The organism is Marinobacter sp. (assembly GCF_041687235.1).
Lineage (GTDB): Bacteria > Pseudomonadota > Gammaproteobacteria > Pseudomonadales > Oleiphilaceae > Marinobacter.
Window position 1 is genome coordinate 36,201 of the sequence record NZ_JAWLCH010000003.1, and the last position, 24,206, is coordinate 60,406.

A 24,206-nucleotide genomic window follows, 5' to 3' on the forward strand; every position below is an offset into this window, starting at 1 on the left:
CACGGATGTGGAGCTCATGGCCGACGGCCCGGATGAGGAGCAGGCCATAGAGGCCCTGGTCGCGCTGATCAATGACTATTTTGGTGAGGGCGAGTAATTCGTCGCTCGTACGGCATTCACCTACAACTCTTTCTCACCGATAGCGCCTAACTCCGCTATAATACAGGCGTTTTCTGACGCCGGGTGATTCATGACCGATATTCTGGAAAAAAGCCAGGCCCGCCAGCGCCTTCGCTCCCTGAGCGAAGCCCTGGACAGTGGCGCACTGAAGCAGGTTGCCCGCATCCTGAACGGTGGCCTGAGCCCCAGTGATATTGCCCACCTGCTGGAATCCTCCCCGCCCCGGCAGCGTGCCCTGCTGTGGAACCTGGTCGACAAGCAGCTGGAAGGGGAAGTTCTCCAGTACCTGAGCGATGATATCCGTGGTTACTTCCTGAGCCAGCTGAACGCCCAGGAACTGGCGGATATCATCGAGGATTTCGAGTCGGACGATCTGGCCGACTTGCTGCAGCAGCTGCCGGACACGGTAATCCAGGAAGTCCTGGACACCATGGACGAGCAGGATCGCCAGCGTGTGGAGGAAGTGCTCTCCTACCCGGAGGACACCGCCGGCGGCCTGATGAACACGGACACCATTACGGTGCGCCCGGACATCAGTATTGACGTGGTACTGCGTTACCTTCGCCGACACCGCACACTGCCTCCGATGACCGACAGCCTGATTGTCGTCAGCCGGCGGGATGACTTCATTGGCATGCTGCCGATTACCAAAATGCTGGTATCCAACCCTGCCTCCACCGTGCGGGAAGTGATGGATACCGACATCGAGCCTATTCCCGTAAGCCTTTCCGACACCAAGGTAGCGACATTGTTTGAACGCTACGACCTGATCTCGGCGCCGGTGGTGAACGAGGACGGCCGGCTGTTGGGTCGCATCACCATCGATGACGTGGTTGACGTTATCCGGGAGGATGCTGACCATTCACTGATGAGTATGGCCGGTCTGGATGAAGACGAGGATACCTTTGCCCCGGTCTGGAAAACCACGCGGCGCAGGGCCGTATGGCTCGGTATCAACCTGCTTACCGCACTTACAGCGTCTGCCGTAATCGGCCTGTTTGAAGAAACCATTGCCAAAGTGGTGGCGCTTGCGGTCCTGATGCCAATTGTTGCCAGCATGGGCGGTATTGCCGGCAGCCAGACCCTGACCCTGGTGATCCGGGGTATGGCTGTGGGCCAAATCAGCGGGGCCAATGTTGGCTGGCTGCTGAACCGGGAGTTTCTGTCGGGCATACTCAACGGCCTGCTTTGGGCCGCGGTGGTTGCGGGAGCCGCCATGCTCTGGTTCCAGGAGGTGCTGATTGGCGCGATCATTGCCGCAGCGCTGGTGATAAACCTCGTTGCCGCAGCCCTGGTGGGTACCGTTCTGCCACTGTTCCTCAAATCGCGTAATATTGACCCGGCTCTTGCCGGCAGCGTGATTCTCACGACCGTTACGGATGTGGTCGGGTTTATGGCCTTTCTTGGCCTCGCGACGATTTTCTACGCCTAGCAGTGTGTCGGATTACGCTTCGCTAATCCGACCTACGGTTGGCGGGAATTTCTGTGCTTGATCGGGTGTCGGATTACGCTGCGCTAATCCGACCTACGTTGGGTGCTCTTTTTTGTAGGTCGGGTTAGCGCAGCGTAACCCGACAACCAGGCTGAACTTATGAAAGACAACCACGACAACGATACACCAGAATACGACGGCCCCAGCAAATCCCAGTTGAAACGGGAAATGCACGCCCTGCAGGATCTTGGCAAACGGATGCTGGACCTGAGCAACGATCAGCTGGAAACCCTGCCGATCAGCGATACCCTGCGGGCCGCCATTGAAGAATCCCGCCGTATCCGCCAGAACGAGGCCAAGCGCCGGCACCTGCAATACATCGGCAAGGTCATTCGCCAGGAAGACGATCCTGAGGCCCTGGCGAAAGCCATCGACGCCTTTGATGCCGGGAGCGAGGAACACACCCGCCGGCACCATCTGGCGGAGCGCTGGCGGGATCGCATGATTGCCGAGGGCGATTCAGTGGTCGGGGAGTTCTTCAGCTATTGCCCCGGTGCGGACATGCAGCACCTGCGCAACCTGGCCCGCAACGCCCGCAAGGACGTCGAGAAACAGAAGAACACGGGGCAGGCCCGGAAACTGTTCCGCTATCTCCGGGAATGCATCGACGACGCTGAGGCGATCAGCTAAGCCGACGGTGCTCCCAGACAGGCATGCGGGTGCGAAGATTGGCCACCTGATGCAGATCCAGCTCGGTGGCGACGACACCCGGACCTTCGGCAATGTCGGTCACCACCCTCCCCCAGGGATCGCAGATCAGACTGTGGCCATAAGTCCGGCGCTTTTCACTGTTCTGACCACCCTGCCCGGGCGCAACCACCCAAACCTGGTTTTCGATGGCGCGCGCCCGGATCAACGGATACCAGTGGGCGTCACCGGTCTGCCAAGTAAATGCGCTCGGCAGGCATACCCAGTCCACCTCCTGCTCTCTTAACGCCCGGAACAATTCGGGAAAGCGCAGGTCGTAACAGATAGCCAGACCCAGTTTCCCCGCCGGCGTATCAACGGTTACCACTTGCTCACCCGGTTCAAAGGTATCGGATTCCCGATACTGGCCATGGGCGTCTTCCACCATGGCATCAAACAGGTGGATTTTGTCGTAGCGGGCGACTTCCCGGCCCTTGTCGTCATAGACAAGGCAGGTTGCCCGGACCCGGTCCGCGATCTCTGAACCATCCGGTCGCCTGGCAACCGGCAGGGAGCCACCAACAATCCAGATCCCCAGTTGCCTGGCCTGTTCCGCAAGGAATGCTCGTATGACCGGTTCCGTGCCCGCCTCCCTGCGACCGCACTCAAGCATCTGACCGGTTGCCAGTACCGCGAAATTCTCCGGCAGCACCGCCACCGAGGCTCCCTGCCGGGCGGCCTCCGCCAGCAATCGCTGCGCTTCAGCCAGGTTGGCCTCGATATCATGATTGCTGACCACCTGAATGGCTGCGACCCTGCTGGAAACACGCTCGCTCATGATTGCCTCCGCTGTTGCCAAACACGAAAAAGGTTACTCGCCGGTATCGAATACCCGTTGCAGGTCCACCTCCGGCTCATCCCATGTACCGGTCACACTGTAGGTTGCGCTGGTAAGCTTGCTGAGAGGATCACCCAGAATCTTGTCCAGCACAAACAATGCGCCGCCGATCGGTGCACCGGCGCCCATGAGTAGAGCTGCCAGGGGCAGATTCTGGGTCAGGGGCAACACAACCACAAGCCGCATATCCAGTTGCTCATCGGCCATATTGGTGGCGCCACTGAGCTTGAAGGCCCCTGATGGCCCCACGATCTGCAACTCCGGATCCATGGTCAGCAATCCGTTAACGATCTGCGCCTTGCCGGAAATCGCATCAAACGCCACGCCCCTTTCGTAAAGATCGGAGAAGTCGAGCTTCAGCCGCCGCCAGAGCGTATCGGAGTTCAACAGATTGAAGACCCGGAACAGCTGGGCCGTGTTGTTTCGCTCAAGAATCACGCCCTCATCCAGGCGCAGGCTGACCGAACCACTCAGTTCGGGTATGGAGAACTCATCCGGCCGGCCCGGCCAGTCCAGATCCAGTTCAATGTTTGTGCCCGCGTTGGTGACCGGCATTTCCGCATTGAGCAGTTCGTTCAGATCCGCCAGCGCGCCCCCCGTAATGGAACCCGAAAAGCGGCTGGTTTCCCGGTCTCCGACAATACTCCAGGTCATATCCCCAAGCAGTGTCAGCGAATTGAGACGCCCCTCGATGTCATTCACCTTCAGCCGAAAGGGCTCAGGACGAAGCCGGAAGGCCCATTGGCCGAGGGATTCCTCGTTCAGCCGAAGGTCTCTTATTGTTACATCAATGTCTGGCCAGCTGCCCATATCGAGAGCGCGAAAGGCTTCCAGTTGCTCTTCAAAAGTCAGCAAATCCGGCGGTTCTTCACCAGAATCCTCACTACGGACAAGCCGGAGCACCTCAAAATCCGCCTTGATTGTCTCATCTCCCCCGGGAAGCACCAGCCGGCCCTCTGCCCGTTCCGAGCTGGTGGTAACCACCCAGCGGTCACCAAGGTCGAGGGCATTGATATCAATGTCATTCAGCGCCTGGTCACCGAGATAGAGACGCCCGAGGCGCAGGTCGAATCCGGTGTCTTTCCACAGCAGGTCGAAGGAAACCCGGTTTTCCCAATCGCCGGTAATGCCAAGGCCGTCACTGGCGGAAGGATTGATGGTCGCCCGGAGAGGCGCCGATTCGCCCGCGGTTTTCGAGAGGGGTTCCAGCCAGTCAACGGCCAATCCCTCAAGGCTGGAGCGCACACGGATGCCAGAGGTCGACTCGGCACCCACGTCCAGTTCAGCGGTATAGCCAGCCGTCCCTTGCAGACCAAAGCCGGAATCGTTCGAAAGCCCCGCCCGGGCAAACACTTCGGGCACCGATAATCTGCCCGACTGACGGATCCGGAGTGCATTCCCTGCGCGTGCGGTGCTGAAAGCAATGTTCACCGGCTCACCGAAAAAGCTGGCAGTCAGCGGGCCTCCCGAGAAACCGTCCTCACTATGGTAGGCAAGGTCGCCACGGATCGACTCCCATGCCAACCCGGCAGCCGGGTAGGATACAGAGCCCTCTTCGACGGCTATGCCCGCCTGAACCACGGGTGGCTGCTCGCCACCCAGTGGCAGATCAATCCCAAGATCCAGCTGATACTGGCCACCGTACTGGAGCTTCCGCGCTTCCGCGCCTGCCATTTCTCCCAGTGGGCTGTTATCCATCCAGTAACCGACCGACTCTCCAGGCACCAGAGCCGAGGTATCCACCTGTACCCGGGCGCCATCGTCGGCGGGGATAACCCGGATGGTGCCCGGATCAAGGCTCAGGCCTCCGGTCTGGCCGGCTTCGAGATTAACCAGGGTATTGCCATTGTGAACCCGCACGCTGCCCCGGGCCGCGGTGACCTCAGGCCAGTTGTCATCGTAGCGGACAGTTGCCTGGTCGAATTCGTAAACCATGGACGTAACAAACGACCCTCTGGGCGCATCAGACCCAATCTGCCCATGGCCGAAGAAGGTTCCGGAGGTGATGTCTGCTTCAGTAATAGCGGTGGTCAGCCATTCATACAGGCCGGGATCAACCGCTTTAACCGGCACAAAGTCTGCCAGCATTCCGGCATGGCCGTTCTTCACCGAAACCCTCAGCCCGAGATTGTCCTCGCCCCCGCGATCCATTCTGAGATCGAAGGCGCCGTCGAGTTCGGTATCCTCGCCGTAGCCCATATGAATGCCATCTGAAAACACCCGGGTGATGGCGCCGTCCAGTTGCCAGGCGACCTCCCCCTCAAAGACCGGGAATGACCAGGCACCCCCGAACAGCTCGGGGAACTCAAGGGAGACCGGTGACTCTCCGGCCGCTACCCGGACGTAACCATTGCGCCGGTCCAGAAAAATATCACCATTCACGGCGGTAACACCGGGCGCACCACCATGGGCCCGGACGCTGACCTCTCTCAACCGCCCTGAAAGCTCAAATGCCTCCGGAGCCCCATCGGGAAGGTAGACTTTCAGATCATCGAGGAAGCCTCCTGGTCGATAGTTGTTCAGGGCCCTGAGGGCGGGCTCCGGCAGTAACGGGAGCCTGGCGGCAAGACGACGGGTAGGGGCCAGCGGCAAAGCGTCGGCGATCACTGACATACCGCCTTCCGAGGGTGCCAGGCGCAGGCTGAAGGGTGACACCACATCGCCATCCCAGGTCCACTCAAGTTCCTTCAGATGCCACTCCCCCAGGGCAAAAGCGCCGGATTCGTCCATGGTCTCGTCGGTCATCACCGAACCGTGACGACGCCAACCGAACCTGGCCTGAATATCCTCGAGGGGCGCCAGGGACTCATACCCGACGCCCAACTGCAGGTATGGTGTCCTCACCGTTCCTGTGACCTGCTGCAGCAGACCATTCCGGAACGTAAGCCACGCCTCTCCGCCAAGGTCGAACCCTTCTACCCGGAGCGTCCGCCACTGGTACTCGTCAATGAGCCCGTCGAACAGTCGACCGGAGTCCACATCGAGATACAACTGGCCGGTAAAATCACCGCGAAAGAAATGCCGGCCCACCAGGGCAAAGCTGGCCAGCTGCTGTGTGGTTCCGGACTGCATGGCGCGGCCCGAGGCGTGGAAGAGACCACGACGGTAGTCCAGATCCAGCTGGGGGATGTCCAGATGGCGGAGATTGCCCTGATTGTCCCGGATACCCAGGTGGACCCGGGTGATTTTGACGTAGGGGTCGGACAACCAGTTGCCGGCAAGTTCCAGCCACTCCTGCAGCTGGTTGCTGACCGGCTCCGGGATTTCCGCGCCCCGGACAGCCACATCGCCGCTTCGTTCCTGGTTGACGGTCAGCTCCAGGCTGTCCGCCTCAAAATCCTCGAACACGATTCTCAGACGCATCAGCGAGGCGAGCGCGTCGAATCGGATGTTCAGATGTTGGAGGTTGGCAACGCCAATGCCGGTATCAGGATGGCTGATCTGGATATCACGGGCGGTGAATGAGGGGTCTAGCCAATACCATTGCGAGGACAGGCTGCCAATGCTGACATCATGGCCCAGTCGGTCTGACAATTCGCGGGCCAGATCGTCCCGAAAGCTGTCCACATTCTGGGTCAGCTGGCGCCCGACGCCGGCATAGAGGGCAAGTAGCACCAGCAGCGTCAACAACGACCACCAGATCAGACTGGCAACTCGCGCCAACAGCCGGACGGGAGGGCTTTCAGGCAGATTCTCCGGAAGCGGCGGCTGGTGATCGGCGGTGGACATCCTGATCCCTTAACCCAAGAACCGACGGAGTTTCCCGGGATCAGAGCAGGACAACATCATACTGCTCCTGGCTGTAGAACGGCTCCACCTGGAACCGAATGGTCTTGCTGATGAAGGTTTCAAGATCAGCCACGTTGTCCGATTCCTCATCCAGCAGGCGGTCCACCACACTCTGGGAGGCCATCACCAGGTAACTCTCGGCGTCGTAGGCTCGATTGACCCGGAGGATTTCCCGGAAGACTTCGTAGCAAACGGTTTCCGTGGTTTTCAGGAACCCGCGCCCGTCACAGATCGGGCAGGGTTCGCAGAGCACCTGGCCAAGACTCTCCGTGGTGCGCTTGCGGGTCATTTCCACCAGGCCGAGTTCGGAAACCCCGGTGATCTTGGTCTTGGCGTGATCCCGCTCCAGCATCTTTTCCAGCATGCGGTGCACCTGGCGCTGGTGCTCCGGATCTTCCATGTCGATAAAATCGATAATGATAATACCGCCGAGATTGCGCAGACGCAGCTGACGGCTTATGGCACGGGCAGCTTCGAGATTGGTCTTGAAGATGGTCTCCTCAAGGTTACGGTGCCCGACAAATGCGCCGGTGTTGATATCGATGGTGGTCATGGCCTCGGTCTGGTCGATGATCACATAGCCACCGGACTTGAGCTGCACCTTCCGGCTCAGAGCTTTCTGTATCTCGTCTTCCACCGAATAGAGGTCAAAGATAGGGCGTTCGCCGGGGTAATACTCCACCTTGTCGGCAAATTCTGTGACGAACTCCTGGACAAATTCCATGACCCGCTGGTGACTTTCGCGGCTGTCGATGCGCACTTTTTCAGTCTGGGGCCGGATCAGGTCGCGGATCGTGCGGATAAACAGCGGCAGGTCCTGATAAACCACGGCCGGGGCCTGAACCCTAGCAATCCGTTCCTGAATGGACTGACTCAACCGGTGCAGGTACGCCATATCACCGATCAGGTCTTCCGGAGCGGCTGCCTCAGCTGCCGTCCGGATGATATACCCCCCCTGAACCTCCTGCTCTTCCGCAGCGGCTTCTTCAACCAGGGCCTTCAGGCGGGCTCGCTCGTTGTCGTCTTCAATTCTCTGGGAAATACCGACGTGGCTGACACCAGGCATGAACACCAGGTACCGGGACGGAATCGACAGCTGGGTAGTCAGCCGGGCACCTTTGGTACCAATCGGATCCTTGGTGACCTGAACGACCAGGGATTGCCCTTCACGTAGCAAGCTGCGAATGTCTGGAACGGATTTCGGGGTATCGGACGCCTCATCGCCATTGGACTGGCTCGGAACCACATCGGAGGCGTGGATAAATGCCGCCCGTTCCAGACCAATATCGACGAACGCCGCTTCCATGCCTGGCAAAACACGCACCACTTTGCCCTTGTAGATGTTCCCGACGATGCCTTTCCTGCTGGTTCGCTCGATGTAGGCTTCCTGCAGCATGCCGTTTTCAACCAGGGCCACCCGGGTTTCCACGGGGGTGACGTTGATCAGGATCTCTTCACTCATGACGCTTGGCTCTCCAGACTGCGCGGCCAGTTTCTCCAGACCGGGTAACCGGCACTTGCCAGCAGCGCTGCGGTTTCCTGCAGCGGCAGACCAACCACGGCGCTGTAGCTACCCCGGAGCTCGTTAACAAAAATACCACCAAGGCCCTGAATTCCATAACTTCCGGCCTTGTCCATGGGCTCGCCGCTGGCAACATAGGCTTCAATCTCGCCTGCCGAGAGCTCCCTGAAGCGTACCTCGGTAATCACCAGGCAGGACTGACACTGCCCTTCTGCCGTCAGTGCCACGGCGGTCATGACCTGATGAGTGGCGCCAGATAGCCGGGCCAGGGTTGCTCTGGCGTCAGCCGGGTCCGCAGGCTTGCCAAGGATCACACCATCAAGCACCACCGAGGTGTCAGACCCCAACACCAGACAGTTCCCGGCGGATTCGGCCACTGCCATTGCCTTCTCTCGCGCCAGCCGCTCCACATAATGCTCCGGCGTTTCTGCGGGCTCGGGTGTTTCATCAATATCCGCCGGACGAACCAAAAAATTCAGGCCGATTTGCTGCAACAGCTCCGCCCGGCGTGGCGAGGCCGAGGCGAGAATGATTTGTGGCATGGCTAACCCAGTTTGCGGTTAATATTGTCCAGAAGAATACAGAACACCGGCCATATCAGCGCGCTGGTCAGGGCCGGCCAGAGATAGCTGAAACCGGCATCGTCGGCACCCAGCAACTGCTTCACGAAATGCACGAGCATCTGATTGATACCCAACAACAGGAATACCATCAGACACTGCTGGGGCATAGGGTACATGCGCAGACGCTGGTGAATGGTCAGCACCAGGAAGGCGATCAATGCCATGGCCATGGCGTTCACGCCAAGTGGTGTGGCTTCAAGCACATCCAGCAATAAGCCAAGACACCAGGCCAGCAGGATACCGAACTGGGCCGGAGCCCTGAATGTCCAGTAGAAAACCACCAGCCCCAACCACTCGGGGCGGAATTCAAACCAGCCGACAGGGAACAGGGAAATACTGAACACCAGGGCGACAATGACGGAGAGTACGAAGACCGGATAGCTGATTACCGACAACATCAGTCCTGCCCTCCCTCAGTGTTTTCCGCGCCAATGTTGACGTTGGGCTCGCCTTCAGCGGTGTCATCCTCGATCGGTGACAAGCCTTCCGGCGGGAATACCACCAACACCAGGCGGCTCTGGTTAAGCTGTGCCTTCGGGGTGGCCTCGATAGAAACGAACGGCTCACCCGGCTCCTTGGCGATACGACTGACCTCCGCCACCGGATAACCCCGGGGGAAACGGCCGCCAAGGCCGGAACTGACCAACAGATCGCCTTCCCGGATATCTGCGGTGTCCGGCACATGGACAAGATCGAGGGTATCGGTATCGCCGGTGCCCAGCAGGATCGCCCGCAAGCCATTGCGCACGACTTCCACCGGAACCGCATGGCTGCTATCAGAAACCAGCAATACCCGGGAGGTGATCTGGCTGCTCTGCACCACCTGCCCCATCAGGCCATGGGCATCGAGGATAGCCTGGCCTGGCGACAATCCGTCGCTGCGCCCTTTGTTAATGATGATTTCGTGGGAAAAAGGATCCGGGGAGACACCGACCACTTCGCCCACAATCACCCGGTCATCCAGCACTTCGGAGGAGTTCATCAGGCGGCGAAGCTCGTTGTTTTCTGAGGCAAGAGCCGCATATTTCAGAGCCCTGCGCTCAAGGATCAGCAAACGGGCCCGAAGATCTTCGTTCTCTTCCTGTAGATCCTTTTTGTTCTCAAACAGGCCGGCCACCCAGTCGGTAAACTCGTAGGGGGCATTGCCCAGCCAGTACACAGGCGCCAGGCCGGTTGCGATGGTGCTGCGCACGGTTGAGAGCTTGTCGAAACGCGCATCGGCAACCACAAGGGCTGCCGATACGAGGAGAACGATGAGGAGTCTGAACCCGGGAACAGGCCCCTGGACAAAGATGGTTTTAATGGCGAGCCCTCCCCACAGGATTATCCCTCCTGGGAGAACATTCCGATGCCACCCCGGTCAATCACTTCCAGCGCCTTGCCACCACCTCGGGCAACGCAGGTCAGCGGGTCTTCAGCGATAATGACCGGCAGGCCGGTTTCTTCGCTGATCAGTTTGTCCAGCCCGCGCAGCAGTGCCCCGCCACCAGTCAGCACAATGCCACGCTCGGCAATATCAGACGCCAGTTCAGGCGGCGATTGTTCGAGAGCGCTCTTGACGGTCTGAACGATCTGCGCCAGGGATTCCTGCAACGCGTCGAGGATTTCTTCGCTGTTGAGGGTAAAGGCGCGGGGCACACCCTCGGCCAGGTTGCGGCCGCGGACGTCGATCTCGCGGATTTCGAGCCCCTCATAGGCGCAACCGATTTCGTGCTTGATGCGCTCGGCGGTGGAGTCACCGATGAGGCTGCCGTAGTTGCGGCGCACGTAGGTCACGATGGCTTCATCGAACTTGTCACCGCCAACCCGAACTGATTCGGCGTAGACGATGCCGTTCAGGGAGATAATGGCGATTTCGGTGGTGCCACCCCCGATGTCGACAATCATGGAACCGCTGGCTTCTTCCACCGGAAGGCCCGCGCCGATGGCGGCGGCCATGGGTTCTTCAATCAGGAATACTTCACGGGCGCCGGCGCCAAGTGCGGATTCGCGAATGGCCTTGCGCTCTACCTGGGTGGACTTGCTGGGTACACACACCAGCACTCTGGGGCTCGGGGTAATGAAGCTGTTCTCATGCACTTTATGGATAAAGTGCTGGAGCATTTTTTCGGTAACCACGAAATCCGCAATCACGCCATCTTTCATGGGGCGTATGGCGGTAATGTTCCCAGGGGTACGGCCCAGCATGCGTTTGGCTTCGGAGCCGACAGCGGCCACCATTTTCTGGGAATTGTTGGTACGAATGGCCACTACCGAGGGCTCATTCAGGACGATTCCGCGCTCGCGGACATAGATAAGGGTGTTGGCGGTGCCCAGGTCGATGGACAGGTCGCTTGAAAATAAGCCTCGGAGTCTTTTGATCAACATTCGTGTAGTTTCAACCTGAGAGTTGCAGTCGCAAAGAAAAGATGCGGCAACTTTAGCAGTGAGCACCCCTGCAGGCAAGGCGCGAACGGGCCTCACGCCTTACGGTTCACACATTTACCTTATGGGCTGGGGCCTCCCGCCATTGTTCGAATCTGTTACCATACTCGCTTTGGTTTTCTGGCCTTGGTGAAGGGCCATTCGGGAAGTCCTTTTCAAAACACGCTACGAGCACATCCCTGTGCGCTTGTTTCGGGCCATCCTTGGCCCTCTACAGTTTTGAAAAGGACTTCCCGAACGGCCCCAGAACCTTGAGCGGCCCTCTTTTTTCAAAAGATTTATTACCGACATTTCATTTACCTGGGAGGCAATGCGTGACCATTTCCCGTAAGGACATTGAGAAAGTCGCTGTGCTCGCCCGCATTCGTGTGGATGACGAGCAGGTTTCGGCCCTGGAGAAGGATCTGGGCAATATCCTGGATCTGGTGGATCAACTGGGGGCGGCCGATACCGATTCGGTTGAGCCCATGGCCCATCCGCTGAATGCGGTCCAGCGCCTGCGCGCCGATGAGGTGACGGAGACCAATCAGCGGGAGGCGTTCCAGGCGATTGCGCCGGCTACCGAGAACGGGCTTTATCTGGTTCCCAGGGTTATTGAATAAGCAATCGAGTGAATGAGCGATTGAGTGATTCACGGGAATTGAGTGATCTGACGAACAGCGATTTCAGGATTCATCATGCATAACAAATCCGTAGCAGAGCTTTCCCGGGAACTGGAGAGCGGCCAGGTTTCCAGTGTGGAGCTGACGCAACAGTTCCTTGACCGCATCAAGCGGGAAGATAAGAAGTACAACAGTTTTATTACCGTCACCGAAGAGCAGGCCCTGGCCGATGCCCGGGCAGCGGACGAACAGCGGTCGGCGGGGAATGCAACGCCCTGGACGGGTATTCCGTTTGCTCACAAGGACATTTTCTGCACCAACGGTGTTCGCACCACCTGTGGTTCGAAGATGCTGGAGAATTTTGTTCCGCCTTACGATGCAACCGTCACGGCGAATTTCCGTCAGGCCGGCGCGGTGTGTCTGGGCAAGACCAACATGGATGAGTTCGCCATGGGGTCGTCTACCGAGTCCAGCTATTTTGGCGCAACCACCAACCCCTGGGGTCTGGGCCAGGGTGATAAGCGGGTGCCGGGCGGTTCCTCCGGCGGGTCTGCGGCAGCGGTAGCGGCTCGGCTGGTGCCGGCAGCGACGGCCACGGACACCGGCGGCTCGATTCGCCAGCCTGCGGCACTGTGCGGTGTTACCGGGCTGAAGCCAACTTATGGCCGGGTATCCCGGTACGGGATGATTGCCTTTGCCTCCAGTCTGGACCAGGGCGGCACTCTTGCCCGGAGCGCAGAGGATAATGCGCTGATGCTGAATGTAATGGCAGGCTTTGATCCGAAGGACTCAACGTCGATTGACCGCGAGGTGCCGGATTACACGGCCACACTGAACGAGCCGCTGAAAGGTCTGAAGATCGGCTTGCCGAAGGAGTACTTCAGCGACCAGCTCAGCCCGGCAATGGAGCAGCAGGTTCGCAACGCTGTAACCGAATACGAGAAGCTGGGCGCGACGGTTAAAGAGGTGTCGCTGCCGAATGCGAAGCTGGCTATTGCGGCCTATTACGTGATTGCGCCGGCAGAAGCCTCTGCCAACCTGTCACGATTTGACGGTGTGCGCTATGGCTACCGCTGCGAAGATCCGAAGGATCTGATGGATCTGTATACCCGCTCCCGGGCGGAGGGTTTTGGTGCCGAGGTGAAACGTCGGATTCTGGTGGGCACCTACGCTCTGTCTGCCGGCTATTTCGATGCCTATTACCTCAAGGCCCAGAAGGTTCGCCGGCTAATCCAGCAGGATTTCATCAATGCCTTCAAGGAAGTGGACGTGCTGATGAGCCCGACCACGCCCTCGCCTGCCTTTATTCAGGGCGAGAAGACCAGTGACCCGGTGACCATGTACCTGGAAGACGTATTCACCATCGCCATCAACCTGGCGGGGGTTCCGGCCATGTCGGTACCGGCCGGTTTCGTGGATGGTTTGCCGGTGGGTTTGCAGATTATCGGGGATTATTTCTCCGAAGCCCGTCTGCTGAACGCCGCCCATCAATTCCAGCAGGTGACCGACTGGCACCAGCGTGAACCGCAATAAGCCCGGGACAGGAGAACGAGTATGCAGTGGGACATTGTGATCGGGCTGGAAATTCACGTTCAGCTCGCCACCAAAACCAAGATTTTTTCCGGCTCCAGCACCGCTTACGGCGCCGAGCCCAACACCCAGGCCAACGCCGTTGACCTGGCCATGCCCGGCACCCTGCCGGTACCCAACGAGCAAGCGTTTCGCTACGCGGTGATGTTTGGCCTGGCGGTGAATGCGGAAATTGAACGCCGCTCGGTATTCGAGCGGAAAAACTATTTCTATCCGGACCTGCCCAAGGGCTACCAGACCACCCAGCTGGAGCGACCGATTGTCGGCCCCGGTTATGTGGATATTGACCTGGCGAACGGCGAAACCAAGCGCGTACGAATCCACCACGCACACCTGGAAGAAGATGCCGGAAAATCCCTGCACGAGGATTTCCACGGCATGACCGGTGTTGATCTCAACCGGGCAGGTACGCCGCTGATCGAGGTGGTCACCGAGCCGGATATGACCAATGCGGAGGAAGCCGTGGCCTTTGCCAAAAAGCTGCACGGCATCGTGACGTCGCTGGGAATTTGCGACGGCGACATGTCCCAGGGCTCCATGCGCTTTGACGTCAACATTTCTCTGAAGCCAAAAGGCTCTGACACACTGGGCACCCGTACCGAAACCAAGAACCTCAACTCGTTCCGGTTCATGGAGCAGGCCATCGCCCACGAAGTCGAGCGGCAGATGGATATCCTGGAAGATGGCGGCACCATCGTGCAGGAAACCCGCCTTTACAACGGGGACCGGGATGAGTCCCGCTCCATGCGTACCAAGGAAGAAGCCAACGACTACCGCTACTTCCCCTGCCCCGACCTGCTGCCCGTGGAAATTGATGACTCGTTCATTGACGAAGCCCGCAACAGCCTTCCGGAACTGCCGGACGCCCGCAAAGCTCGGTTCATGGACCAGTATGGTCTGAACGACTACGACGCTGGCCTGCTCAGCGGCGACTCGAAACTGGCAGCATTCTTTGAGGAAGCCGCAAGCCATGGCAAAGACGCCAAGCTGGTGGCCAACTGGATCCAGGGCGAATTCTCTGCTCGCCTCAATGCGGAAGAGAAATCCGTAGGCGACTCGCCCGTTACCGGCGCACAGCTCGGTGACCTGGTTGTGCGCATCGCCGACAATACCATCTCTTCAGCCGGCGCCAAGAAGGTCTTCGAAGCACTCTGGACCGGCGAGAACGACAGCGTCGATGCCATCATCGATGCCAAGGGTCTGAAGCAAGTTTCCGACACTGGCGCCCTGGAAGCCATGGTGGATGAGGTTCTGGCAGGCATGCCGGATCAGGTGGCGCAGTATCAGAATGAGGAAGACCCGAAGAAGCGCAAGAAGATGCTCGGTGGCTTCATGGGACCGCTGATGAAAGCTTCTAAAGGCCAGGGGAACCCGAAGCTGTTTAACGAGATTCTTGTTCGCAAGCTTGGGGGGTAACCTCTTTGGCTTGGGTCGTGGTTTCTAGCTTCGGCCCTAGCCTGCTAGCTTGGAGGGCTGCCATGGAGGGTAGAGCCTCCCAAAAAACGCCCGTGAATACGTCCCTGTAGGGCTTCGTCGCGCCATCCCTGGCGCTCCAGATTTTTTGGAGGCTCTACCCACCACGGCACTCGAACTGGCGGCGTGTCCTCGCGAATACAGACCATCAAAACAAAATCGTAGGTCGGATTAGCGGAGCGTAATCCGACACCTTTGAACGACAGACTCCTTTGTCGGATTACGGCTTTGCCTAATCCGACCTACTAATCTCATTCATCCGGCCTGTTTGCTCCCTATATCTGAAGATTCTGAGGCTTTGGCGGGAGGAGCTTCCCAAAAATGTCGGCGGCCATGGATGGCCGACGCCAAGCGCACATGGGCGGAGCAAACGCTTTAGAAGCGAAGCTTCGCGTGCCGCGGAGCGACAGCAATCTGCGATTGCTGGCTGGACCCGCTTGCGGGTGCTCGTAGCGGTTTTTGGGAGGCACACCCCGCCATGGCCCGCCCCCAGAACCAGAAGGCTACGAGCCGAACTCAAACACCACTAAACAAGCCGAGCCCAAAGATCGTGCTCATCAGCATGCTCAACAACCGCCTGAACGATTTCACCCGGAACAAGGTCAGTTTCATCGTTGAGGTAAACCATGCCGTCGATCTCCGGCGCATCGGCCTTTGAGCGACCAATGGCGCCTTCCTCGTCGACCTCATCAATCAGCACGTCGATCGTCTGGCCGATTTTAGCCTGAAGCCGAGCCGCTGAGATTTCGGCCTGTTTTTCCATGAAGCGGGCCAGGCGCTCTTCTTTGACTTCCTCGGGAACCGCACCTTCCAGCTCGTTGGCCTTGGCGCCCTCCACCGGGCTGTATTTGAACGCGCCAACGCGATCCAGCTGAGCCTCATCGAGCCAGTCCAGCAGGTACTGGAAATCTTCCTCGGTTTCACCGGGGAAGCCGACGATGAAAGTGGAGCGAATAGTCAGCTCGGGGCAGATGTCGCGCCACTTGCGGATGCGCTCCAGGGTTTTGCTGTCATGGGCCGGGCGCTTCATGGCCTTGAGGACTTTCGGGCTGGCGTGCTGGAACGGGATGTCCAGGTACGGCAGGATTTTGCCTTCCGCCATCAGGGGGATGATGTCATCTACATGGGGGTATGGGTAAACGTAGTGCAGACGTACCCAAACACCCATTTCGCCCAGGGCTTCGCACAGTGACTGCATTTTGGTCTTGAGCGGCCGGCCCTGCCAGAAACCGGTTCGGTATTTGGTGTCAACGCCGTAGGCGGAGGTGTCCTGAGAAATAACCAACAATTCTTTCACACCGGCATCCACCAGGCGCTGGGCTTCATCCATCACATCGCCGATGGGCCGGCTGACCAGGTCGCCGCGCATGGAGGGAATAATGCAGAAGGTACAGCGGTGGTTACAGCCCTCGGAGATCTTCAGGTAGGCATAATGCCTCGGGGTCAGCTTGATACCCTGGGGCGGAACCAGGTCGGTAAACGGATCGTGTTGTTTCTGCTGCGGAACAAACTGGTGAACCGCCCCAACCACTTCTTCATAGGCATGGGGCCCGGAAACCGCCAGAACGCCGGGGTGGGTCTCACGGATTTTGTCGGCTTCAACACCCATGCAACCGGTGACAATGACCTTGCCGTTTTCGCTGATGGCTTCGCCAATGGCGTCCAGGGATTCCTGTTTGGCGGCATCAATAAAGCCACAGGTGTTGACCACCACAATGTCTGCATCATCGTAGGTTGGCACGACATCGTAGCCGTCCAGCCTCAATTGGGTCAGGATGCGCTCGGAATCGACAAGTGCCTTGGGGCAGCCGAGGCTGATGAAACCGACTTTGCCGTTGCCGGACGCTGCGGGGTTCTGGGTGTTGTCTGTCATAAAAGGCTTGGAATTCCCGGAGCTCAGTGGAGCCCACAAATGAATGGAGGCGGCTATTTTACACCAGGCACAGGACCGCCTGCAGCAAAAGACAAACTATTGAAAACAGCGATTTTGACTGACAGACGTCAAAATTTGTGACGTCTCGTTCAGAAAGATTTAATAAATCTGCCACTATAGGCGGCAGGCTTCTTGCTGATCACAAAGTAAACAACTACACTTTCATGCGTTTATCATGAGTTTAAGTGTTTTTCTGGAAGGGATTTATGGGAAAGGCAGCCTCATTTGCAACCAGACACGCCAGAAGAGTCAACATGAAACCTGTCGCCGCCAAACTGAATTTGCGCAACCAACAGCGAGTGGACGTAGCCACCGACATCACCATTGAAAAGCCGGACGGCTGCTGCCTGACCTGTTCGGTCTCGAATCTCTCGCGCACCGGAGTGATGATTTCCTGCAATCAGGAAACCGTGAAGCAACTCGTGCCGGAACAGAAAGCACCCGCGCCCGGCAACTGGATTGCTGTCAAAACCCGCTTCTCGGTGCCAGTCGTTGCCACACAGCCGGTAGCCATCATTGCTGATGGAAACATTGTCCACATGCGCCGGATCGCCCGGGACGAATTCCAGCTCGGAATCCAGTTTGCGGAATTTGAAGGCAACGGCTTTGATTACGTCGACCGCTACGTTGCCAAATTACTGGCCGACTCCCGCAATCCGGCCTGAGCAAGCAAGGCCAATTTGCTAAAGCCCGGCGCCTGACACCTGCTATATTGTTATAACCCCAATGTCTAGTTGGGCGTCTTCTTATGCCCTCACCTGCTCTGGTATAGTTGCCCTATCAATTCGCATAGCCAAAATGGCCCGCACGGCGGCAACGGATTACCATGACCACATACAACCTCACGCACCTGAAACAGCTGGAAGCGGAAAGCATCCACATCATCCGGGAAGTGGCAGCCGAGTTCGACAATCCGGTAATGCTGTATTCCATCGGTAAAGATTCCGCGGTAATGCTTCATCTGGCCCTGAAAGCGTTCTATCCCGGCAAACCGCCCTTCCCCCTGATGCACATTGATACCACCTGGAAGTTCCAGGACATGATCAAGTTCAGGGATAACGTGGCTCAGAAGTTTGGCCTCGACCTGATTGTGCACACCAATCAGGAAGGCGTTGATCAGGGCATCGGACCGTTCACCCATGGCAGTGCCAAGCACACCGATGTTATGAAAACCCAGGCCCTGAAGCAGGCTCTGGACAAATACAAGTTCGACGCAGCGTTCGGCGGTGCCCGCCGCGACGAGGAAAAGTCCCGCGCCAAGGAGCGCGTGTATTCGTTCCGGGATGAATACCACCGGTGGGATCCGAAAAACCAGCGGCCCGAGCTGTGGAACATTTATAACGGCAAGATCAACAAGGGCGAGAGTATCCGTGTGTTCCCCCTGTCCAACTGGACGGAACTGGACATCTGGCAATACATCTACCTTGAGAACATCGACATTGTTCCGCTTTATTTCGCTGCCGAGCGCCCGGTGGTTGAGCGCGACGGCACCCTGATCATGGTGGACGACGACCGCATGCCATTGAAGGAGGGCGAAAAACCGATGATGAAATCGGTCCGCTTCCGGACACTGGGCTGCTACCCGCTAACGGGTGCCATCGAATCAGAAGCCAACACCCTCCCGGACATTATCCAGGAAATGCTGTTGGCCAAGAGCTCCGAGCGCCAGGGTCGGGTCATCGACCACGACTCAGCCGGCTCCATGGAACAGAAAAAGCGGGAAGGGTACTTCTAAGATGTCACACCAGTCTGATCTGATTGCAGAAGATATTCAGGCCTACCTGAAGCAGCACGAAAACAAGGAACTCCTGCGCCTGCTCACCTGTGGCAGCGTCGACGACGGCAAGAGCACCCTGATAGGCCGTTTGCTGCACGACACCAAGATGATCTACGAAGATCATATGGCCAGCCTGAAAACCGACAGCGCAAAAATGGGCACCACCGGCGAGAAACTTGACCTCGCCCTGCTGGTGGACGGCCTGCAGGCGGAGCGGGAACAGGGCATCACGATTGACGTGGCCTACCGGTACTTCTCCACCGACAAGCGCAAGTTCATCATTGCCGACACGCCGGGCCACGAACAGTACACCCGTAACATGGCCACCGGCGCATCCACCGCGCAGGTCGCGATCCTGATGATCGATGCCCGACACGGCGTGCTGACCCAGACCCGTCGGCACTCGTACATCGCCTCACTGCTGGGCATCCGCCATATCGTGGTGGCAGTGAACAAGATGGACCTGGTGGATTTCAGCGAAGAACGATTCAACGAAATCAAAGACGATTACCTGGCGTTTGCCGCCAAGCTGGGTCTGAAAGACATCCGCTTTGTACCGCTTTCCGCCCTTGAAGGCGACAACGTGGTGAACAAGAGCGAGAACACGCCCTGGTTCACCGGCCAGCCCCTGATGGAAATCCTGGAAACCGTGGAAGTGGGCCGGGACAAGAACCTGGAGCATTTCCGCTTCCCGGTTCAGTACGTAACCCGCCCGAACCTGAATTTCCGCGGCTTCTGCGGCACCATCGCCTCCGGCGTGATCCGCCCGGGCGAAAAAGTCATGGCCCTACCCTCACGGCGCACCAGTACAGTGAAAGAGGTCGTGACCTTCGACGGCAACCTGGAAGAAGCTTACATCGACCAGGCGGTTACCCTCACGCTGGCCGATGAAATCGACATCAGTCGCGGCGATATGCTGGTCAAAGTGGAAGACGAGCCGGAAGTGGGCAACCGCTTTAATGCAAATATCGTCTGGATGACCGATGCACCCCTGGAAACCGGTCGCCTGTACGACATCAAGCTGGGGCCGACGTTTACCTCCGGCACGGTGAAGAAGATTCACCACCAGACCGATGTAAACACCCTGGAACAGCAGGCCAACCCAAGCCAGCTCCAGCTCAACGAAATTGGTCTGTGTGAGCTGACCCTGAACCAGCCGATCGCATTTGACGCCTATCAGCGCAATCATGCCACCGGCAGCTTTATCGTGATCGACCGGTTGTCCAACGTCACCATCGGTGCAGGCATGGTGGCTGGCCTGGCCGATTCCGGCGAATCCCTCGATCCGGTTTCGGTAGAAGAGCGGGAACGCCGCCTGGCCCAGAAGCCGGCCATCATTGCCTGCAATGGCCGCCAGGCGCCGGCACTGGCACTTGCCGTTGAACGCGCGTTGTTCGACCAGGGCAAAACGGCCGTGGTGGTCACCGAAGAAAACGCCGGCGATGCCGATGAGCGCCGTCGCGTTGCTCAGCTTCTGACTTCCCATGGACTGGTAGCCATTGCCGTCAATCTCGGCACGGACATCGCCAATGCGGCGACAACCGCCGACAACGAGCAGGAGATTCCTGAGGCTGTTGGCAAACTTGTGCAGGATTTGATTCGCAGCAAGCGGGTTTGATTTCTGACTTTTGAGTACACGAGAGATATCCCTGCTTTGGTGGCTGGCGCCGGGGTGGGGGTGTCTTTTTTTTTGTGAAAAGCAACTCGCTTCGCTCAGACATCTTTTCCCGGCAGAAAAAGATACCCCCACCCCCAAGGCAGAAGACCAGGAATGAATCCCACGCCAATACATGGCAGAATCCCGCCTCTCTGAGTGAACCGAAACAACGAACAGGAGCCAAAAAATGGCCATCAAACACCTCCGCACTGCCTTCGCCAGCCAGTACCAGCCGGGCCAGCCTGCCCGCCTCGTGACCGGCGAGGCCCTGCAGGAGCCCGGTGGCGATTACGAGGGACTGCACAAACAGATGAAGCGGCTGTTCAACAGCAAGCCCGGCAAGAAATACGGCCGGTTTTCCGAAGACCTGGGCGAGTGCCCGTTCAGTGCCTGGCTCAAGGACTACCTGGAAGACAAGCAAACCTTCGGCGCCATGACCGACCGCCTGTTTGGGCAGTGGCAGGAACTGCTCACTGGCAGCCAGGAAGAATTCGACGGCCACCTGATGATCGTCCACGACGCCCTGGCGGATGCCGAGGTGGTCTACCTGTATGTTATGGAGACCGACAGTGCCATGCGTTTTGACGGCAACCAATCACTGGATGCCACCGATGTACTCAGCCTTTCCCGACTGAACCTGGCCGTTCGCATTGAACTGGATGACTGGCGCAGCAATAACCCGGCAGAAAACTATCTGACACTGGTGCATGGTCGTGGCACCGGGGAACCGGGGGAGCTGTTCATTCGCCTGTGCGGGTTTACCAATCAGGTCGATGTGGAAAAGGAAACCATGACCTTCCTGGATGCCGTGGAGGCGTTCGCAAAATCCTCGGAGCCGGAGAAGGCTGGCGAGGTTCGCAACAAGGCTTACGAGTTCTGTAAGGAGCAGCATGCCCTGGGCGAGCCGGTGGAAATTGAGGCTCTGTCTGGCTATCTGGACGAGAGTGAGCCGCAGCGGTTCAAGGAGTTTGCCTCGAAAACCGCCGAACTGCCGGAAAGCGGCGTGCTGCACCCTGACCACCGGAAAGTGAAGAAGTTGGTGCGTATTGCAGGCTCCGGTGGCGGGATGAGCGTGTCCTTTTCATCCGACCTGGTGAATCAGGCGGTTTACTACGACCGAGACAAGGATGCCCTGACCATCACCCGGCTTCCCAAGGCTTTGCGGGAGCAGCTTCAGCGGTATCTTGAGGCTCGGGAGGAGTAATATTTCCCGGGTCATCCCATCTGCGGCGATTGGCCCGCAGTTTGCGGACTTCCTGCATCCAGCCGACACCGTCAATCAGCTCTCCGGTTTCCGCGTCGATCGGTGGGTATGGCAGGTTACGGTCGTCGCAGTAGCGTTTAACCGTCGGCTGGCACCAGCGGAACAGTAGGCGGTTGTATTCGTCGTCCGGCAGCCGGCGCTGGTCGAACAGGCCGGCCAATTTCCGCTGCCTCTGGGCTTCCGAGAGTATAATCGCGCAGGCGGAGGATACATTGAGCGACTCCACCATGCCCATCATCGGGATCACAATATGTTCGTCGGCCTGGGCCGCGGCATCGGCGCTGACGCCATCCACTTCGTTACCCATGACGACCGTACACGGCACGGTGTAATCGGCTTCCCGGAAATCGATGGCCCGGTCGGAAAGCTGTGCGGCGTAGAGCTTGTGACCCTGCCCTTTCAGCTTCGCTATCGCCTCGTCCATGCTCCGGTGGGTGTGGGTAGTGACCCAGTTGTAGCTGCCGCCCGCGGTTTTGCGAAACGCGCGGAAGCCTTCCTTTGGCCAGACCACATGCATGTTGGCAAGGCCAAACGCATCGCAGGAGCGGATGATCGCAGACAGGTTCCGGGGTTTGTGGACCTGGTCGGTGAGGACGCTCAGATCCGGTTGCCGGGTGTTGAGGGTTTGTTTGATTCGGGCGAGGCGTTCGGGGGTCATTTTGGTGTTTGGTTTTTTGGTTTTGGGTTTCCGAGGTTGTCGGATTACGCCTTCGGCTAATCCGACCTACGTTTCATCTTTATTCGGGGTGTATCGCGAGGCCCGTCGAAGCGATTTGGGAGGAGCTTTCCAAAAACGTGGAGCGCCAGGGATGGCGCGACCGAGCCCTACAGGGACGTATTTACGGGCGTTTTTTGGAAAGCTCCTCCCCAATCGATTCAGCCCCGAAACCATAAGCCACAAATAATACCACAAGCGGACTAGCAACTAGCCGAGACAAAGGTGGTTGAAGTTTAAGCACCCCGTTATAATACTCAGTTCCTTTTTGCTGGCGCCCCGTTTCAACCATCCAGTTCCCGGCGCAACATCCATCAGATTACGTGAGACCCATGGCCAAAAAGCTGTACATCAAAACCCACGGCTGTCAGATGAACGAGTACGATTCTGCCCGCATGGCAGACCTGCTCAAAACCGGTGAAACCGTCGAAATGACCGATTCACCCGATGACGCCGACATCCTCTTGCTGAACACCTGCTCCATCCGGGAAAAGGCCCAGGAGAAGGTGTTTCATCAGCTTGGCCGCTGGAAAAAGCTGAAGAGCAAAAAGCCCGACATGATCATCGGCGTCGGCGGTTGCGTGGCATCCCAGGAAGGCCAGGCCATCATCGACCGCGCACCGTACGTCGACATGGTCTTTGGTCCACAAACCCTGCATCGCCTGCCGGACATGATTACCGAAGTGCGCGCGAAGGGTAACGGTGTTGGCGTGGTGGACGTCAGCTTCCCGGAAATCGAGAAATTCGACAACCTGCCAGAGCCCGGCGCAGATGGCCCCTCCGCATTTGTTTCAATCATGGAAGGCTGCAGCAAATACTGCACCTTCTGCGTGGTGCCCTACACCCGTGGTGAAGAAGTCAGCCGGCCGGCCGACGATGTAATCGCTGAAGTCGCCCACCTGGCCAGCCAGGGTGTTCGCGAAGTGAACCTTCTGGGCCAGAACGTGAATGCCTACCGTGGCGAAACCCACGACGGCGACACCATGGATCTGGCAGAGTTGATTGAACTGATCGCCACCATCGAGGGCATCGACCGCATCCGTTACACCACATCACATCCGGTCGAGTTCTCGGATGCTCTGATTGAGGTCTACGAGCGCGTCCCTGAACTTGTCAGCCACCTGCACCTGCCGGTCCAGAGCGGCTCCGACCGGATCCTGGCTGCCATGAAGCGCGGCCACACCGCACTGGAGTACAAATCCAAGCTGCGCCGCCTGCGCAAGATTCGCCCGGATATCAGTTTCTCCTCGGACTTCATCATCGGCTTTCCGGGTGAAACCGAGAAAGACTTCGAGGACACCATGAAGCTGATCAACGACATCGGCTTCGACATGTCTTTCAGCTTCGTCTATAGCGCCCGTCCGGGCACACCGGCGTCGGACCTGCCGGACGAGACGCCGATGGACGTCAAGAAGCAGCGCCTGAGCATCCTGCAGGATCGCCTGAACCAGAATGTGATGGATATCAGCCGCAAGATGGTTGGCAGTACCCAGCGGATTCTGGTGACCGGTCTGTCCAAGAAGGACCCCGGGGAGTATGCGGGGCGTACCGAGAACAACCGGATTGTGAATTTCCGGCATGAGAACCCGGAGGTTGTTGGGCACTTTATTGATGTCGATATTGTGGAGGCCTATCCCAATTCTCTTCGCGGGGTGCCTGTGGATTCGGAGTTTTACTAGGCGCCGGTTTCCCATCCGTCT

General features: G+C 58.3%; 19 protein-coding genes. 10 read left to right on the plus strand and 9 right to left on the minus strand.

The window, feature by feature from the left end; translation table 11 throughout:
• Positions 1-190: 190 nt before the first annotated feature.
• Positions 191-1,552 (plus strand): magnesium transporter, encoded by a 1,362-nt coding sequence (gene mgtE / locus ACESMK_RS05665; RefSeq protein WP_372996141.1) that lies wholly within the window; start codon positions 191-193, stop codon positions 1,550-1,552.
• A gap of 159 nt (positions 1,553-1,711) precedes the next feature.
• Positions 1,712-2,242 (plus strand): ribosome biogenesis factor YjgA, encoded by a 531-nt coding sequence (yjgA, locus tag ACESMK_RS05670; RefSeq protein WP_372996143.1) that lies wholly within the window; start codon positions 1,712-1,714, stop codon positions 2,240-2,242.
• Here the strand turns inward: yjgA and ACESMK_RS05675 are convergent.
• The 7 genes from ACESMK_RS05675 to ACESMK_RS05705 are packed head-to-tail and all read right to left on the minus strand — an operon-like array spanning position 2,235 to position 11,435.
• Positions 2,235-3,077 carry a carbon-nitrogen hydrolase family protein gene (locus ACESMK_RS05675; protein WP_372996145.1) on the minus strand — a complete coding sequence of 281 codons (843 nt, stop codon included), beginning with the start codon at positions 3,075-3,077 and terminating at the stop codon, positions 2,235-2,237. The two genes, yjgA and ACESMK_RS05675, sit on opposite strands and share 8 nt — an antisense overlap.
• Before the next feature lie 33 nt (positions 3,078-3,110).
• On the minus strand, positions 3,111-6,866 hold the full coding sequence (locus ACESMK_RS05680; RefSeq protein ID WP_372996147.1) for a YhdP family protein: 3,756 nt from the start codon (positions 6,864-6,866) through the stop codon (positions 3,111-3,113).
• A gap of 40 nt (positions 6,867-6,906) precedes the next feature.
• Positions 6,907-8,388, minus strand: a complete 1,482-nt coding sequence (rng, locus tag ACESMK_RS05685; RefSeq protein WP_372996149.1) for a ribonuclease G — start codon at positions 8,386-8,388, stop codon at positions 6,907-6,909.
• Positions 8,385-8,990 (minus strand): Maf family protein, encoded by a 606-nt coding sequence (locus ACESMK_RS05690; protein WP_372996151.1) that lies wholly within the window; start codon positions 8,988-8,990, stop codon positions 8,385-8,387. The genes rng and ACESMK_RS05690 overlap by 4 nt, the downstream gene beginning before the upstream one ends.
• Before the next feature lie 2 nt (positions 8,991-8,992).
• Positions 8,993-9,469: a rod shape-determining protein MreD gene (mreD, locus tag ACESMK_RS05695; protein ID WP_372996153.1), complete on the minus strand. Its 477-nt coding sequence runs from the start codon at positions 9,467-9,469 to the stop codon at positions 8,993-8,995.
• A complete protein-coding gene (gene mreC, locus ACESMK_RS05700; protein WP_372996701.1) occupies positions 9,469-10,365 on the minus strand; it encodes a rod shape-determining protein MreC in 897 nt (298 codons plus the stop codon). The genes mreD and mreC overlap by 1 nt, the downstream gene beginning before the upstream one ends.
• 29 nt (positions 10,366-10,394) lie before the next feature.
• Positions 10,395-11,435, minus strand: a complete 1,041-nt coding sequence (locus ACESMK_RS05705; RefSeq protein WP_091990808.1) for a rod shape-determining protein — start codon at positions 11,433-11,435, stop codon at positions 10,395-10,397.
• A 374-nt stretch (positions 11,436-11,809) separates the two neighbouring features.
• Between ACESMK_RS05705 and gatC the strand changes: the two genes are divergently transcribed.
• The 3 genes from gatC to gatB all read left to right on the plus strand — a co-directional run bounded on the left by gatC (position 11,810) and on the right by gatB (position 15,103).
• Positions 11,810-12,097: an Asp-tRNA(Asn)/Glu-tRNA(Gln) amidotransferase subunit GatC gene (gatC, locus tag ACESMK_RS05710; protein WP_372996155.1), complete on the plus strand. Its 288-nt coding sequence runs from the start codon at positions 11,810-11,812 to the stop codon at positions 12,095-12,097.
• A 75-nt stretch (positions 12,098-12,172) separates the two neighbouring features.
• Positions 12,173-13,630, plus strand: a complete 1,458-nt coding sequence (gene gatA, locus ACESMK_RS05715) for an Asp-tRNA(Asn)/Glu-tRNA(Gln) amidotransferase subunit GatA (protein ID WP_372996157.1) — start codon at positions 12,173-12,175, stop codon at positions 13,628-13,630.
• A 21-nt stretch (positions 13,631-13,651) separates the two neighbouring features.
• Complete coding sequence (gatB, locus tag ACESMK_RS05720; RefSeq protein WP_372996159.1) at positions 13,652-15,103, plus strand: Asp-tRNA(Asn)/Glu-tRNA(Gln) amidotransferase subunit GatB; 1,452 nt, start codon at positions 13,652-13,654, stop codon at positions 15,101-15,103.
• Between the two features lie 583 nt (positions 15,104-15,686).
• On the opposite strand, the gene rimO is transcribed toward gatB, so the two are convergent.
• Entirely contained in the window at positions 15,687-17,033 is a 1,347-nt protein-coding gene (rimO, locus tag ACESMK_RS05725) for a 30S ribosomal protein S12 methylthiotransferase RimO (RefSeq protein WP_372996161.1), read from the minus strand.
• A gap of 314 nt (positions 17,034-17,347) precedes the next feature.
• Between rimO and ACESMK_RS05730 the strand changes: the two genes are divergently transcribed.
• The 4 genes from ACESMK_RS05730 to ACESMK_RS05745 all read left to right on the plus strand — a co-directional run bounded on the left by ACESMK_RS05730 (position 17,348) and on the right by ACESMK_RS05745 (position 21,731).
• The gene (locus ACESMK_RS05730) at positions 17,348-17,758 is read left to right on the plus strand and encodes a PilZ domain-containing protein (protein WP_372996163.1); all 411 of its coding nucleotides are present in this window, start codon (positions 17,348-17,350) and stop codon (positions 17,756-17,758) included.
• A 161-nt stretch (positions 17,759-17,919) separates the two neighbouring features.
• The gene (gene cysD / locus ACESMK_RS05735) at positions 17,920-18,828 is read left to right on the plus strand and encodes a sulfate adenylyltransferase subunit CysD (protein WP_372996165.1); all 909 of its coding nucleotides are present in this window, start codon (positions 17,920-17,922) and stop codon (positions 18,826-18,828) included.
• A 1-nt stretch (position 18,829) separates the two neighbouring features.
• A complete protein-coding gene (gene cysN, locus ACESMK_RS05740) occupies positions 18,830-20,488 on the plus strand; it encodes a sulfate adenylyltransferase subunit CysN (protein ID WP_372996167.1) in 1,659 nt (552 codons plus the stop codon).
• 226 nt (positions 20,489-20,714) lie between these two features.
• Positions 20,715-21,731: a nucleoid-associated protein gene (locus ACESMK_RS05745; protein ID WP_372996169.1), complete on the plus strand. Its 1,017-nt coding sequence runs from the start codon at positions 20,715-20,717 to the stop codon at positions 21,729-21,731.
• Here the strand turns inward: ACESMK_RS05745 and trmH are convergent.
• On the minus strand, positions 21,667-22,449 hold the full coding sequence (gene trmH, locus ACESMK_RS05750) for a tRNA (guanosine(18)-2'-O)-methyltransferase TrmH (RefSeq protein ID WP_372996171.1): 783 nt from the start codon (positions 22,447-22,449) through the stop codon (positions 21,667-21,669). The genes ACESMK_RS05745 and trmH overlap by 65 nt on opposite strands.
• Positions 22,450-22,838: 389 nt before the next feature.
• Here trmH and miaB point away from each other — a divergent pair, with 389 nt between their 5' ends.
• Positions 22,839-24,185 carry a tRNA (N6-isopentenyl adenosine(37)-C2)-methylthiotransferase MiaB gene (miaB, locus tag ACESMK_RS05755; protein WP_372996173.1) on the plus strand — a complete coding sequence of 449 codons (1,347 nt, stop codon included), beginning with the start codon at positions 22,839-22,841 and terminating at the stop codon, positions 24,183-24,185.
• Positions 24,186-24,206 lie beyond the last annotated feature (21 nt).